Below are 16,344 nucleotides of genomic sequence, written 5' to 3'. Positions count from 1 at the left end.
TCAAGTAACTGATTTTCAGCATCTTTAATGGTAAACCACCACACATTAAAGTAATGAACAAAACAGCATTTGACCAATATGAGGAAATCGTAACCGATGCTTTGAAAAGTTGTTCTGCGAAGTTACGCAAAAGTTTTAAAACAGCATTCATCCAACTCATGATTTTGTATATGGTACTGCCAAGAAAGATTAATTTCACCCAAATGGGGCGTTACTCAGACAGCTCAGAGCAACGCTTCCGCCAGTTGTTTGAACGTGAGTTTGACCGGATGCAGTTCAACCTCTTCCTCATGCGGCAGCGTTTTGGTGAAAGTACAAGAAAATCCATTGCCATCGACGCAAGCTACATTTCAAAGTCGGGAAAGAAGACTCCTTATATCGGCAAGTTCTGGTCGGGATGCGCTTCTGCAATGAAACGGGGACTGGAGATTCTCGGTATCGGCATTGTCGACATTGACAGTTCATTTTATATCCTATTTTTTTTCCCTTCTATAATAGTCTTTCCATATAGCGACAAAACTTTTATCTACAGAATTATTTATATAATTATGTGCATGTTATTACTTTTTGTCATTTGGAGGTATTATAGTGTACAAGATTTAATTGTATCTTTCAGTGGGGGTGCTTTTGCTCTTGTTGGCTCTTCTGTCCTAGCTTCTTTACTTAAAAAAATATCTAAATAAAATTTCCCGTAATTCCTTATAATAGGAAGTAGCATTATCTTTCTGAATAATTTTAGTTTGATAAAGCAGTTGGGAATGGATGGCGATAGAATATAAATGTACAGTGAAAGCAGAATAGAGAATTATAAGAATTATGTATCATGTTTTATGGATAAATAATTAACCTAATGATAACAATCCGATAACACATTTCCTTTTTCTTTCCTTTTACTTTTGCGGTATAAATCAGTAAAAGTAGAAATGTTATGTTATTACCAAACGAATGGATAGAGAACAGTATTGAAACATACATCTATCAACACACCACAAAATCCCAGATTATCTATTGGGTGGTATTGGCTGCCGTTGCTGCCGCTATTATTGCATTGCCTTTTATCTATGTAGACATTTCCGTGCAGGGAAGTGGGGTAGTGAGGCCGGTGACTGAAAAAACCGAAATAAAATCGGCTATAACAGAATTGGTAGATTCTGTTTATGTACGCGAAGGCGATCGGGTAAACAAAGGAGATGTCCTTCTCCGTTTCCGAACTAATAATTCCGATTATAAAATCAATTATCAGACTAATCGTCTGAATGATTATCAAGCACATTTGACAGATTTAGCTTATCTGGCAAAAGGTGAATGCCCTGTGGTGTTCCATTCTCCGGTTCGTCAGCAGGAATATACCTATTTTATCAAAAAGAAAAAAGAACTGGAAACCTCTTTGGCGCAGGCGGAAAAAGAATATATGCGCAATAAAAACCTGTTTGATAAGAAGGTGATTTCAGAAGAAGAATATGATAAATATTATTTCCAGTATCAGAGCCAGCAAAATGAATTGGCTTCATTGATACAAAGCCAGTTGAGTACATGGCAGGCAGATATGAATACCTATCGTAATTCCCGTAGTGAAATGAATACCACCTTGCAGCAGGAGTTGAAAGATAAAGAACTCTATATAGTCCGTAGTCCGGTGAGCGGAACCATTGACCAGTTTTCGGGCATATACAGAGGAAGCAGCATACAGGCAGGGCAGTCATTGGCAGTGGTCAGTCCGGATTCTACCTTGTGTATGGAGATATATGTCACGCCCAGGAACATAGGTTTTATGAATATCGGGATGCCGGTCAATGTACAGGTGGAATCATTTAATTATAATGAATGGGGAACATTACCCGGAAAAGTAACAGAAATTTCATCGGACTTTCTGACGGACAGTCAGGGAAACTCATTCTATAAAGTGAAATGCCGGATGGAACGTAACTATCTGATGCTGAAAAGCGGACAAAAAGGAGTCTTGAAAAAAGGTATGACCGTCAGTGCTCATTTTATGATAACCCGGCGCTCATTGTTTGATTTATTGTATCAGAAGATAGACGACTGGGCGAATCCCAAACAATATGAGAATAAAAGAATGATGGCTAAATTTTAAACACGAATGCAAGATGAAAAAAGGAGTTAAAATCAAACAGTTTGATATTACGGATTGCGGAGCGGCTTGTCTGGCTTCCGTATGTGCCTATTATGGTTTGCAGTTTCCCATTGCACGTATCCGCCAATATGCGTTTACCGACCAGAAGGGAACAAATATTTTGGGGTTGATAGAGGCTGCTAATAAGTTGGGCTTGTCAGCTAAAGGAGTGCGAGCTAAATTCGAGGCATTGTATATTGTTCCTAAACCTGTTATTGCTCATGTTATAGTACACGAACAACTTCAGCATTTTGTAGTGATATATAAGGTGGAGAAAAAGAAAGAATACATAGAATATATGGATCCGGGTGACGGGCGGATGCATCGCGTGACCAATCAGGAATTTGAGAAAATGTGGACCGGTGTACTGGTGTTATTGGAACCGGAAGAAACTTTCAAGACCGGAAACATGAAAACCGGTATGACAAAGAAGTTCTTTTCTCTGCTGGCTCCTCATAAAAGCGTGATGCTGCAAGCCGTGTTTGGTGCGCTTATTTATAGTATCTTGGGTTTATCTACCTCCATCTATGTAGGTAAAATTACAGATTATGTATTGGTAGATAAAAATATCAATTTGCTTAATCTCATGGGAGTTATCATGCTGGTCATCCTGTTATTGCGGACTTTTATCGGAGCAATGAAAAGTATTCTGGCTTTAAAAACAGGGCAACGGATTGATGCTGCACTTATTTTGGGATATTATAAGCATCTGTTGACTTTACCTCAACAATTCTTTGATACGATGCGCGTAGGTGAAATTATTTCGCGCGTCAATGATGCAGTGAAAATCCGTAATTTTATCAATAATGTTTCGTTGGATTTGGTGGTTAACATCATGATTCTTGTTTTCTCTGTATGCCTTATGTTTGTTTATTCCTGGGAGTTGGCATTGATTACTTTAGTGTCTGCTCCCTTATTCCTGCTTATTTTCTGGGGGTTTAACAAATTGAACCGGAAATATCAGCGCGGTATTATGGAAAGTAGTGCTGATTTGGAAGCGCAATTGGTGGAATCTCTTAATTCTATTTCTACTATCAAACGATTCGGTATAGAAGAATATGCTAATTTGAAGACGGAAACTCGTTTCGTACATTTATTAAAGAATACATATCGCAGTATATATGGTTCCATTATGGCGCAAGGCGGCATTCAGTTTGTATCTACAGGCATTACGATTGCCGTTCTTTGGTTAGGAAGTCTTTTGGTGGTTGATCAGGAGTTGACACCCGGCGCTCTGATGGTGTTTTATTCTTTGGTTGGTTATGTAATTTCTCCTATCGGCTCGCTGATTTCTTCCAATCAGACTATCCAGGATGCACTGATTGCTGCCGACCGCTTATTCCAGATTATGGACTTGGAACGTGAACAGGATAATAACCAAAAGATAATATTAGAACCGGATATGGTGGGCGATATTATGTTTGAGAATGTTTCGTTTCGCTATGGTTCGCGCAAGGATGTGTTCAAGGAATTGAGCTTGAAGATAGAAAAGGGGAAGACTACTGCTATAGTGGGAGAAAGCGGGTCGGGCAAGACGACTTTGATTTCGTTATTACAGCATATTTATCCTATACAGGAGGGCCGCATTCGCATAGGCGATTATGATATTGCGCAAATAGATAACCGCAGTCTTCGTCGCCGGGTGGGAACAGTACCTCAACAGATTGAATTATTTGCCGGCAGCATTGCAGAGAATATAGCGGTAGGCGATTTGCATCCGGACATGAAGAAAATTGTAGATTTGACGGAACAATTAGGTTTAAAGGATTTTATAGATGGTTTGCCTAAGGAGTACCGGACTTATATCGGTGAACATGGTGCATCCTTGTCGGGTGGCGAGCGGCAGCGGCTTGCTATAGCGCGTGCCTTATATAAAGAGCCGGAGATACTTATTTTTGATGAGGCGACATCTTCGCTTGATTCTATTTCCGAACGCTATGTAAAGCAGACACTTGATGCATTGGCACGGAAGGGGAAAACGATTATCGTGATTGCTCATCGGTTGAGTACAGTGAAGAATGCAGATAAGATTGTGGTGATTGATAAGGGACAAGTAGTTGAGGCAGGTACTCATGAAGAATTGTTCAATTCGGATGGAATGTATCATCGTTTGTGGAAGGAACAGTTTGATGAAATAGGTTAAAGAATGAATAGTATGAAAAAGTTAATAGTTGTAACTGTTGCAGCCATCGCATTGATAGCAAATATGCAAGCACAAAATAAGAAGTGGAGTCTCAAAGAATGTATAGATTATGCCATACTGCACAATATAGAGGTGAAACAGAGTCAAAACCGGATTAAAAGTTTAAAAGTAGAGAGAAATACACTGAAGAGCAGTTTTCTGCCCAATCTGAATGTAGGAGCTTCACAACGTTTTTCTTTTGGCAGGGCTTTGAATCAGGATAATACCTATGAGGATAGAAACATACAAAATTCTTCATTCTCTGCCAGTACCGAAATGCCTCTTTTTACCGGATTCAAAACAAGTGCATCCATTTCTCGAAATAAATTCGATGTATTGGCGGCCGAGGCAAATAAGGAATTGATAGAAAACAACTTGTCACTCAATGTAACCAACTATTATTTTCAGATACTGTTGAATAAAGAAATTTATCGTATCGCTCAAGAACAAATCCGGTTGACAAAAGAACAAGAAATCAGAACACGGATTCTGATAGAGAATGGAAAAGTTCCGCAGTCTCAATTATATGATATAAAAGCTCAATTAGCTGATGATGAACTGGTGGCAACAGAAGCCAGGAACTCGCTGCGGCTTTCTTTTCTTGACTTGATGCAATTGATGGAGTTGAAGGGTGAGGAGTATTTTGATGTAGATTCTTTGGATGAAAGTATAGTTTCTATGGAGTCTGTCACTCCTGAGGGGATTTATGCCTCGGCATTAAGCTGTATGCCTCAAATAAAGCAAGCTCATTATTCTTTGCAGAGTAAAGTGAAAAGTATAAAAGTTGTCAAGTCAGGATATTACCCGCAGCTTTCTTTGGGTGCCGGAATCAATACCGGTTACTATTATTCTCGTGGTGCAATGAATCCATCTTTTCATCAGCAGTTTAAAAACAATATGCAGAAAAGCATTTATTTCACATTAAGCATCCCTCTTTTTGACCGCTTCTCTACCAGGAATCAGGTAAAAACAGCGCGTTTGGAAGAGAATAATGCCCGCTTGTCATTGGAAAATGAAAAGAAAAGCCTCTATAAGGATATTGAGAAAGCATATATGGATGCGCTGGCAGCTTTTGAGAAATACGAGTCTACTACCAAAGCGGTAGTTGCCAATCGGGAGGCGCATCGGTATGCGTTAGAGAAGTATATGGCTGGAAAGTCGGCTGTATATGAGTATAATGAGATAAAAATGAAATTGGCAGATGCGTTGTCCCAACAATCACAAGCTAAATATACCTATTTACTGAAAGAACGGATATTGGCATTTTATTCATGCCACTCTTTAGCGGACTTAGAAATTGTTTTGAATTAGCAACATCAAAGTCTCAAATTCTATAGATACACAATTAACATGACGATAACAATCCAATAACACAGAGTTTGGGAAGAGCGATTTACATTTGTGATATTAACATGAATACAATTTACTAACTAATTAAAAACTTATAGGTATGCATTTTTTCTCTGTTTATTCATTATTTGTGTCTATAGGGAGTTTGTTCGTTTTCTGCTTCCCGGAAGAAGCTTCTGATGTTGGTGTAAAATCAATGCAGAGTTTGCCCAACGTCCAGGTTTGTAATACTGAGGCTAGTATTCCGTTTGACTCAGTAATTTGTTTGGATGATAATAATCGTTGGGAGGTTAGTCAATGAAAAAAGAAGAGCTATAGGATGGGGGCTATGGGTATTATACGCCTTTTCTTTATTTTGTTCGTTTCATTTTGATTGGGTATCACAATACAGGGATTTCTTTGCTGTCTATTTTTTAGACGCTTCTTCTGTGGTATGGTACTTGATTTGCAAGAAGTAAAAATGAACGTTACTCGTTTGTTTTGCCTCCTACATGGCAATAATTAACCATGAAGGTAGCTAAACGAACGAGTAACGACACCTATTTTTGGTATAATTGTTTTATTTCTCTACAATGGCTTTGGCTTTCTCCAGAGCTACATTGATATTGGGACAAATGTTGTCTTCGCCGAGCAAGTCATAAAAACCGGCTTTCTCCAATACTTTATGCACCTTTTCGTTTACGCCTGAAAGTACGATATGGATATTTTCTTTCTTAGACATTTCACAAAGGTTAGTGAGGTTGTGAATACCGGTAGAATCAATGAACGGCACTTTACGCATACGGATGATACGCACTTTCGGGCGGTCGCCCAGTTCAGACATGATTTCTTCAAATTTAGTGGCGATGCCGAAGAAATACGGACCATTGATTTCGTATACTTCTACGCCTTCGGGAACCATGAGATGCTCTTCGTGCACTTCCAAATCGGATTCATTATTAGGATCGATTTCATTCTTGATAACCGAAATATCGGTGGTTTCCATAACGCGTTTCATAAATAGCACGCAGGCAATCAGCAATCCTACTTCAATAGCGACTGTCAAGTCGAAAATGACTGTCAGGAAGAAAGTGATCAATAACACTGTCACGTCCGATTTCGGATTCTTGAGTAATGCTTTAAAGGTACGCCAGCCACTCATGTTATAAGATACAATGACTAACACGCCGGCCAGACAAGCCATCGGGATGTATTGTGCCAACGGCATCAGGAAGAGCAGGATGAGCAGTAATACGACAGCATGAATAATGCCGGCCACCGGAGACTTTCCCCCATTGTTGATATTGGTCATGGTACGTGCGATGGCTCCGGTAGCAGGAATACCTCCGAAAAGAGGAGCGATGATATTGGCTGCACCTTGGGCTATCAGCTCTGTGTTTGAATCATGACGGTCACCGATTACACCGTCGGCAACGGCAGCCGAAAGTAATGATTCGATGGCACCCAATACAGCAATTGTGATGGCTACGGGAAACAAGTTCTTGATTGCTTCCCAATTCAATTCGGGTACCACTGCATCGGGAAGTTGTGATTGAATGGTGAATCGGTCGCCAATCGTATCAATGCAGGTAATTCCTCCGTATGTTTTCATCAGATAGACTGCAATCGTCACTACGATGATGGATATTAACGAACCGGGAATCTTTTTTGAGAATTTGGGAGTGATGGCAATGATGAATACACTGACCACACTGACAATGGCATTCCACCAGTTTACTGTATCAAAGTGGCGGAAATAAATCATCCATTTGCCGATAAAGTCTCCGGGGACTTTCTCTCCGCCAAAGTTGAGTCCGAAGATATCAGCTATCTGTGTAGTGAAGATGGTAACGGCAATACCACTGGTAAAGCCGACAATGATGGGATAGGGAATGAATTTGATGACAGCTCCCAGTTTAAACACTCCTAATAAAACAAGGAGTACACCTGCCATCAGTGTTGCCACTGTCAGTCCGCTGATGCCATATTCTTGTATGATACCGTAGATGATAACGATAAACGCGCCTGTCGGTCCGCCGATTTGTACTTTGCTTCCTCCCAATAAAGAAATGATAAAGCCTGCAACAATAGCAGTGATAATACCTTTTTCGGGAGATACTCCTGAAGCAATACCAAATGCAATAGCCAGAGGAAGTGCAACGATACCTACGATAATGCCGGCCATGAGGTCGGCCATGAAGCTCTCCTTCGAATAATTTTTTAATGTAGTGAAGAGCTTCGGTTTAAATTCAAATGCTTTCATTTTATAATTTACTTTATGCTACGAAATGTGTTCAACACAGAATGGAGGTGCAAAATTAGACAAAATTTATCTATAAATTAAGGGATTATTGATTTTAAGTTCTTATTTTTGTTGCATGAAGGGTGTTCTTCGTATATTATTGGGGAGTTTGAGCATAAATAGCTTTCTTGTTTAAGAAACTTTTGTAGTTGATGAACATATTCAAGCCGTATTGCGTTTATTTTATATAAATAGAATGTTTAATTAAACATAAAATTATAATTGTAATAAATACAAATTTGAAATATAATATATATCTTTGTGGTATAAGGCAAGGGTAATAAAATAATAACTAACCAATAAAACAAATAATTATGGCTAAGAGCATTAAAGGTACACAGACAGAGAAAAACTTGTTAACTTCATTTGCAGGTGAATCACAAGCTAGAATGCGTTATACTTATTTTGCAAGTACTGCAAAAAAAGAAGGTTATGAACAAATCGCTGCTATTTTCACAGAAACAGCTGATCAGGAAAAGGAACATGCAAAACGTATGTTTAAGTGGTTGGAAGGTGGTATGGTAGAAATTACTGCCAGCTATCCTGCAGGTATGATCGGTACAACAATGGAAAATCTGAAAGCCGCTGCTGCCGGAGAAAATGAAGAATGGACGACTGATTATCCTCACTTTGCTGATGTGGCCGATCAGGAAGGTTTTCCTGCTATTGCTACGATGTATCGCAGAATTGCTGAAGCAGAAAAGGGCCATGAAGAAAGATACTTGGCTTTATTGAAGAATGTGGAAGAAGGTACAGTATTCAAAAAAGCAGAAGAGACTGTATGGCAGTGCCGTAACTGTGGTTACATTTATGTAGGTACAGAAGCTCCTGAAGTATGTCCGGCATGTTTGCATCCGCAGGCTTACTTTGAAGTAAAGAAGAACAATTATTAATTGAGATAGAATTATCCGTTTACCGTGTCCGGCTTCTCCCGATTGGGGGAAGCCGGATTTTTGTTTCATTAGAATATCCTGTATGATTTAAGCGTAATGATGCAGGGTTGAAAAGACTTTGGAGTTTTTTTATAATGCCCGATTGAAATTAAAACAAATGCTTTTGTAATATAAAATTAACCATTCGGTTAAGATAATGAAATTGGCTGTTCATGCCATCGTAACGTCCCGACTGTACTTTTGCGGCAAATTAATCTAAAGTATTTATGGGAAAGTTCAATTATTTGTGGTTTAGGAATATTCTGTTGTTATCAGCAGGTATGTGGGGATTGGCTGTGCCTTATGCTGTTGCTGATGATAAAATGAAGGAAAGTCCTATTACAGAACAGGTTCGTACAAAAATTCAGGTGTCTGGAGTTGTTGTGGACAGCAATGGCGAACCATTGATTGGTGCAACGATTCGTGAAAAAGAAAGTGGAAACGGAACAATAACCGATGTAGACGGAAAGTTTACACTTTCCATTCCTGTTGATGCCGTAATTGTGGTAAGTTATGTGGGATATCGGGACAAACTTATTGCGGTGAATGGGAAAACATCTTTTAAAATAGAACTGGAAGACGATACGGAAACGCTTGGTGAGGTAGTGGTCGTGGGATACGGTATTCAGAAGAAAGCCAATCTTTCGGGGTCGGTAGACCAAATCACTTCAACCCAGTTGGAGCAACGACCTATGACGGATTTGTCGAAAGGATTGCAGGGAATGGTACCTAATTTGAATGTTGATTTTACCAGTGGAGAGCCGGGACAGGCTGCCAATATTAATATTCGTGGTGAAGCTTCCATCAACGGTGGTTCTCCGCTGATTCTGATAGATGGCGTAGCTTCGGATGCTGAAGAGATGAATCGCTTGTTACCCGAAGATGTAGAGAGTCTTTCGGTATTGAAAGATGCTTCTTCGGCTGCCATTTACGGTGCCCGTGCCGCTTTTGGGGTTGTTTTGATTACGACCAAGCAAGGGAAGGGCGATAGAATTCAGGTGAATTATAACAATAATTTCTCGTGGAAGCGTCCTTCTTCATTGACTGAAAAAACTTCCGATCCTTATATTTATTTGAAACTGAAGAACATTGCGGTGTTAAACACTCCTTGGAGCTCCGGTCATGTGACCAGTGACGAGCGTTTGGAGTGGGCACGTCAACGTTCTGACAATCCCGATGGAACGGAAGCCATACGCCTGAATCCGTTGGACAACACGCAGTGGGAGTATATGGGTAATCGCAACTGGACAAATTATTTTCTGGATAAGAGTACATTCAGTCAGGCACATCAGCTTTCCATTTCCGGTGCGACAGAGAAAACCAAGTTTTATTTGTCGGGAGGTGTGGACAGTGAAGACGGTGTTTTCTCAGGTGTGGTAAAAAATGACAAGTATATTCGTTACAGTATGCGAGGCAAAGTTAATTATCAGATTTGGAACTGGTTGTCTGTTTCCAATAATACCTCTTTTGTCTCTACTACCCGTAAAAAACCGAGTTATTATAATTTGAGTGATTTTTACGATGCAGAGCCTCACGACATGGACGTGAACCCCGACGGTACATGGGCAAACAGTGAACTGGGTATTGCATTGGCACAATTGGTGGACGGAGGCGAGGAGAAAACCGTTTACGACCGTTTGCAAAGTACTTTCTCGGCCGAAATGAATTTTTGGGAAAGAATGTTGGTGCTGAACGCTAACTTTACTTTTTCAAAAAGCCATGAAGATTACGACTGGTATAAGACTAAGTATCGCATTGGCTACGGACCGGATGATGTTCGCGAACAGGGTACAAGCCGTGCTTACAAAGGCAGTACTTCCGAACTATATACCGTGCTTGACTTGTATGCCACGTTGACCAAGTCGTTCGACAAGCATTTGGTGAGCGGTGTGTTAGGTTTCAATCAAGAATATAGCCGTTGGGACAAATTCACTGCCGACCGTTACGACATCATATCTACCTCTTTGCCTTCCATCGGCTTGTCCTCAGGCGAACAGTATGTAGACGAAACTTATAAGGATTGGGCTATTCGTGGCTTGTTTTTCCGTGCTAATTATATGTATGACAACCGTTATATTTTTGAATTGAACGGCCGTTATGATGGAACTTCACGTTTCCCCAAAAACAAACGATATGGCTTTTTCCCTTCGGGTTCGGTAGCATGGCGTGTCGATGTGGAACCTTTCTTTGAACCGCTCCGGTCTTTATTCTCACAATTCAAGATACGTGCTTCGTATGGTTCATTGGGCAATCAGCTGGTAACCGAATATGGATATATTCCTTCTATGAATTCGTCATTGGGCAGTTACCTGATTGATGGAAAATTGCAACAAACCGTTACAGCTCCGGGCTTGGTTTCTCCCGATTACACTTGGGAACAGGTGCGTACATTGAACGGAGGTATTGACTTGGCGTTGTGGAACAATAAATTGGTGGTCTCTTTTGACATTTACCGTCGTGATACAAAGGGAATGCTTACATTAGGAAAAGAATTGCCGGGTGTGTTGGGCAAGACAGAGCCGAAAGAGAATGCCGCCGACCTGAAGACAAGAGGATGGGAATTGTCTGTCGCTTATCGGGATGAGTTTCAACTGAAAGGTAAACCTCTGAATTGGGGGGCACGCTTCGTATTGTCCGACAATCGTTCATGGATTACAAAGTTTGACAATCCTACCAAAAACCTTAGTCAATATTATGAAGGACAGGAATTGGGCGAAATTTGGGGATTGCAAAGTGATGGGCTGTTCAAGAGCAAGGAAGAAATTGCTGCGTTGGATGAAACAGAAATTATACCTTGGGGTGCATTGGAAATCGTGGAAGGATGGCCTAAATACAAAGATTTGGATGGCGACCAGCGCATAACGAAGGGTACTACTGTAGACAAACCGGGTGACTTGAGTGTTATAGGAAATTCATCACCTCGCTTTCGTTTTGGTTTAAACCTGAATGCAGAATGGAACGGGTTTGACGTATCGGCTTTCTTGCACGGAATAGGCAAGCGCGATTATTACCCTGTCAGCTATCTATATTGGAGTTTCTACCAACAACCGTATACCGGCGGACAGGTGCATGCTTTTGATTTCTATCGCCCTACGACAGACAGCGATGTAGAAATGGCCAAACATTCCCAGTCTTACATCAATGCGGGCTTGGCTAATCAGAATCTGGATTCTAAATATCCGGTGTTCCAGTCTTGGCTGGCCGATAAGAATTTGGGAACAGGCATTAACGGTATGGGGCTTGCCATTCCGCAAACCAACTATATGTTGAACGGTTCTTATCTGAGAATTAAGAATATAACGATAGGATATACATTACCGGCCCGTTGGACTAAGAAGACGCACTTGAACCGTGTTCGTATTTATGTCAGTGGCGACAATCTCTTTGAATGGAGCGGGCTGAAGAAATATTTCGATCCCGAAGCGGTAACCAATTCCGATTCTTACGGATATGTCTATCCGTTCAACCGCCAATATTCGTTTGGTATAAATGTAACTCTCTAAAAAAGAAATATTTAATAGAAACATGATAATGAAAAGTAGATTTTATATATGGCTTAGTTTGGTAGCAGGTTTGTTGGCTACTTCATGCAATGATGCCTTTATGGACCGTCAGCCTCATACAGAAATAGGTGCGGACAGTTATTTCAATACGGAAGAAGATTTGAAAATGTATTGTTATGGCTTGATCAACACACCTGGTTATAACTATACGGCAGATGCCGGTACAGATGACCAGGCTACTACAGATAATGTAGAGGTAAAGAACATCATGACTTCGGCCAATCCTACGTCGGTAACTATTTCTGCAGGTTGGTCGTGGGAACGCCTGTACAATATCAATTTCTTCTTGGAACGTTGCGAAAAGGCTGTCGTTCCTTCCGATGTGCTTGCACATTATCAGGGAATAGCCCGTTACTACCGGGCTGCCTTTTATATGGATATGGTGAAGCGTTTTTCGGATGTTCCTTGGTATGATAAGACATTGACCACTGATGACCAGGACTTATACAAAGGGCGTGACAAACGGGAGGATGTGGTTACCAAGATATTCGAAGACTATCAGTTTGCAGCAGAGCATGTAAAAACAGGGCAACCCAAAGGAACCATAGACAAATGGATTGTGCTGGCTACCATGGCACGTCATGCGCTTTATGAAGGTACATACCGCAAATATCACGAAGAATTGAATTTGCAGAATACGGCAGATATTTATCTTAGAATAGCAGTGGATGCTGCATCGCAGATTATGGAAGAGGGTGGTTTCAGTTTATATAATACGGGAAATCCTGAAAGTGATTACTCAACCTTGTTCAATTCGTTGGATCTGACTACTAATCCTGAGATAATTCAGGCCCACTATTATGAAAAAGCTACTGCTAGCAACGGATTCTGGGCTTATATGTTCGGAAATTATATCCCTTGTCCTACCAAGGACTTGGTGCAGGCTTACTTGATGAGTGACGGCTCTTACTATTCTGCCCAGCCGGGATATGAGACCAAGCAATTTGTCGAGGAGTTTCAGAATAGAGATCCTCGTATGAGCCAAACATTGGCTTATCCGGGGTGGGAATTGGTGAATACCATGACTTATGCACCCGGTGCAGGTATATATGTGCAGAACTTGAATAAGAATTTCTCCGGTTATCATCAAATAAAAGGTTTTATCAACAACAAGGATCAAGATTATTATTACAGCATTGACTATCCGGTCATTCGTTATGCCGAGGTGTTGTTGACTTATGCCGAAGCACGTGCCGAACTGAATGAACTGACTCAGAGTGATTTGGATAATACAATCAATTTAATCCGCGACCGTGCCGGTATGCCTCACATGTTGCTTTCTCCGCAGGCTGACCCTGCTTTGCAGGAAGCTTTTCCCGGAGTGTCTCCTTTGCTGTTGGAGATACGTCGCGAACGTCGGGTGGAACTGGTATTTGAAGGATTCCGTTTTGACGATTTGATGCGCTGGAAAGCCGGAAAATTGTTGGAAAAGGAACCGGAAGGACTTTATTTTCCGGGATTGGGCAAATACGACTTGACGGGTGACGGTATAGAAGACATTTATTTGATTCCTTCGGATGCGAACATTCCTGCCGAGGCCGATAAGGAAACCAATTCGTTGGGAGAGAAACTGGTGTACTACAGAACAGGAAGCATTGACGATGTAAATGCAACGGTTTATTTGCGCGAAGGAACCAAAGGCAATATATTAACCATTAAAGATATGGGTACTTTTCAAGAGCCTAAATACTATTATCGTCCGGTGCCCAAGCATGAAATGGATTTGAACCCGAATTTGGGTCCTCAATTATTTGGTTGGGAATAATAAATATAAGAATAGTTATGAAGAAAAATTGTTTGAATTGGTTTTTGTCGGCTGCCTTTTTATTTTTGTTGGGCAGTTGTGCAAACAAAGTGAAACCCGGGCAAGAACCGGAAGTGAAAGAGAAGTTTACCTTTGCTTATTTTACAGATGTTCATTTGAACAAGGATAATCGTGGCAATGGTGATGTTGCTTTGCGCATGGCATTGTCTGACGCAAAGAACAAAAGGGTGGACTTTATTTTGTTTGGAGGAGATAATGCGGATACCGATGCTTTGGGAGATGCAGAGCATACGGCAGATTCTTTGCATGAACGTTTCAAGTCGATTGTAGATGAGGCTGGAATCCCGCTTTATTTCACGATAGGAAACCATGACCGTTATTATCGTCGGAATGGCGAGACGGATACATTGGGATTCGGCTTGTTTGAAAAGTACTTTGGAAACACATTCGGTTCTTTCGACCATAAAGGAGTGCATTTCATTACACTAAACGGTCTTTTCCCTTGCGAAAAAGGCCCTTATTCGGTAAGCCCTGAAGAAATGGAATGGCTGAAAAGCGATTTGCAAAAAGTGGGAAAAGAAGTTCCGGTGGTAGTATCCATTCATGTGCCTATGCTTTCGCTTTACTATCCGGTGGTGGAAGGTAATTTCAAGGGAGCCGACATGATATGCAACACTAAGGACGTTTTTGAGGTGCTGAATGGTTATAATGTGCAGCTTGTCCTTCAAGGACATCAGCATATTTACGAGCAAATTCAGGAAAGAAACCGCTGGTTTGTCACCGCCGGAGCAGTGTCGGCATATTGGTGGGGAGGCGCTTTCCTTGAAACGGAAGAAGGTTATTTGCTAGTTCGTGTGGACGAGAATAACCGTTTCAGTTGGGAATATGTGGATTATGGATGGAGTGTAGGAAATAATAATAACTAATGTATATGAAAACAAGAAATGTATGGATACTGGCAGCTTTGTTGTGCGGTCAGATAGGTGTGCAGGCTCAGGAAGCATTGCCCAAGGAAGTCAAAGTAGGTAAAGAACGTATAAAGGCGCGTCATGAAATATGTCTGCCACAAATCGATGACTATCAGTTGCTGAAGTGTGATTTTCATATCCACACTATTTTTTCCGATGGTATTGTGTGGCCTTCGCTTCGTGTGCAGGAGGCATGGGAAGAAGGATTGGACGCCATTGCAATAACTGATCATATTGAGGGCCAGCCGGCTCGCCGGGGGTTGCAGACAGGTAATCACAATTATTCGTTTGATGCTGCTCGTGAAGAGGCTTTCCGGAGAAATATCATTTTAATAAAGGGAGGAGAAATTACCCGTTCCATGCCTCCCGGACATTTGAATGCTTTGTTTGTGGAAGATCTGAATGTGCTCGACCAAAAAGACTATATGAAAGCCATCGAGGAAGCGCACAATCAGGGAGCGTTCATCCAGTGGAATCATCCGGGATGGGGAGTGAACGAAATCAAGTGGCACGATGTGCACGAGGAATTATACAAGAAAGGGTGGTTGAACGGCATTGAAGTGTTCAATGAGTTCGAGTGGTATCCGGTGGCTTTGGATTGGGTCAATGAAAAGAACCTGACATTGCTTGGCAATACAGATGTGCACGATGTTATCGAGCGTTTGTATGATTTTCAAACAACCACTCATCGCCCTATGACTTTGGTTTTGGCTAAAGAAAGGACAGAGGAGGGAATAAAGGATGCTTTGTTTAATCGGCGTACTATGGTCTATTTTTACGATAATTTGATGGGCAAGAAAGAATATTTGGATAAGTTCTTTTGGGGAGCAGTTCAAGTAAGTCCGGTTTATTATAGCAGTGAAAAGCGTAATTATCTGGAAATAAAAAACAGTAGTGATGTACCTTTCAGATTGAAGAAAGTGGATAAAGCTCGGAAAGGATATCCCGAACGGATAGAGATACCGGCAAGACATTCTGTGACAGTTGTTTTGTCTAAAGATGACAATAACACAGGCAAGGTTCAATATGAGGTGGAGAACTTGATTGTTTCTCCTCGTGAGAAATTGCAAGTTGCCTTATTCTGATAGAATTGTCAGCTGTAGGGGCAGGGTTTGCCTGCCTGAAGACACAAGCCAACTGTTTTCGGGCGAGCGAACCTCGCCCCTACG

Annotated in this window: 10 protein-coding genes; 9 read left to right on the top strand and 1 reads right to left on the bottom strand. The window is 41.1% G+C overall.

Features of this window, described 5'->3' with window-relative positions; all coding sequences use genetic code 11:
• Positions 1 to 53: 53 nt before the first annotated feature.
• The 4 genes from HMPREF1534_RS01135 to HMPREF1534_RS01150 all read left to right on the top strand — a co-directional run bounded on the left by HMPREF1534_RS01135 (position 54) and on the right by HMPREF1534_RS01150 (position 5,627).
• Positions 54 to 683, top strand: a complete 630-nt coding sequence (locus tag HMPREF1534_RS01135) for a hypothetical protein (RefSeq protein ID WP_005945065.1) — start codon at positions 54 to 56, stop codon at positions 681 to 683.
• A 245-nt stretch (positions 684 to 928) separates the two neighbouring features.
• The gene (locus tag HMPREF1534_RS01140; protein WP_005945062.1) at positions 929 to 2,095 is read left to right on the top strand and encodes an HlyD family secretion protein; all 1,167 of its coding nucleotides are present in this window, start codon (positions 929 to 931) and stop codon (positions 2,093 to 2,095) included.
• A 13-nt stretch (positions 2,096 to 2,108) separates the two neighbouring features.
• Entirely contained in the window at positions 2,109 to 4,277 is a 2,169-nt protein-coding gene (locus tag HMPREF1534_RS01145) for a peptidase domain-containing ABC transporter (protein ID WP_005945058.1), read from the top strand.
• 12 nt (positions 4,278 to 4,289) lie between these two features.
• The gene (locus tag HMPREF1534_RS01150) at positions 4,290 to 5,627 is read left to right on the top strand and encodes a TolC family protein (protein ID WP_005945056.1); all 1,338 of its coding nucleotides are present in this window, start codon (positions 4,290 to 4,292) and stop codon (positions 5,625 to 5,627) included.
• Between the two features lie 598 nt (positions 5,628 to 6,225).
• On the opposite strand, the gene HMPREF1534_RS01155 is transcribed toward HMPREF1534_RS01150, so the two are convergent.
• On the bottom strand, positions 6,226 to 7,908 hold the full coding sequence (locus tag HMPREF1534_RS01155; RefSeq protein WP_005945051.1) for a SulP family inorganic anion transporter: 1,683 nt from the start codon (positions 7,906 to 7,908) through the stop codon (positions 6,226 to 6,228).
• Positions 7,909 to 8,261: 353 nt separating this feature from the next.
• Between HMPREF1534_RS01155 and rbr the strand changes: the two genes are divergently transcribed.
• From rbr to HMPREF1534_RS01180, 5 genes are all read left to right on the top strand, one after another.
• Complete coding sequence (gene rbr, locus HMPREF1534_RS01160) at positions 8,262 to 8,840, top strand: rubrerythrin (RefSeq protein ID WP_005945048.1); 579 nt, start codon at positions 8,262 to 8,264, stop codon at positions 8,838 to 8,840.
• A 266-nt stretch (positions 8,841 to 9,106) separates the two neighbouring features.
• Positions 9,107 to 12,382 carry a SusC/RagA family TonB-linked outer membrane protein gene (locus HMPREF1534_RS01165; RefSeq protein ID WP_005945046.1) on the top strand — a complete coding sequence of 1,092 codons (3,276 nt, stop codon included), beginning with the start codon at positions 9,107 to 9,109 and terminating at the stop codon, positions 12,380 to 12,382.
• Between the two features lie 28 nt (positions 12,383 to 12,410).
• Entirely contained in the window at positions 12,411 to 14,207 is a 1,797-nt protein-coding gene (locus tag HMPREF1534_RS01170; protein WP_005945043.1) for a RagB/SusD family nutrient uptake outer membrane protein, read from the top strand.
• Positions 14,208 to 14,224: 17 nt separating this feature from the next.
• Positions 14,225 to 15,133 carry a metallophosphoesterase family protein gene (locus HMPREF1534_RS01175; RefSeq protein WP_005945040.1) on the top strand — a complete coding sequence of 303 codons (909 nt, stop codon included), beginning with the start codon at positions 14,225 to 14,227 and terminating at the stop codon, positions 15,131 to 15,133.
• Between the two features lie 5 nt (positions 15,134 to 15,138).
• Entirely contained in the window at positions 15,139 to 16,260 is a 1,122-nt protein-coding gene (locus HMPREF1534_RS01180) for an Sb-PDE family phosphodiesterase (protein ID WP_005945037.1), read from the top strand.
• Positions 16,261 to 16,344 lie beyond the last annotated feature (84 nt).

The sequence above is a fragment of the Phocaeicola massiliensis B84634 = Timone 84634 = DSM 17679 = JCM 13223 genome (assembly GCF_000382445.1).
Classification (GTDB): domain Bacteria; phylum Bacteroidota; class Bacteroidia; order Bacteroidales; family Bacteroidaceae; genus Phocaeicola; species Phocaeicola massiliensis.
Note: the sequence above shows the minus strand (reverse complement) of the source record. Positions and strands in the feature narration are given on the sequence as shown.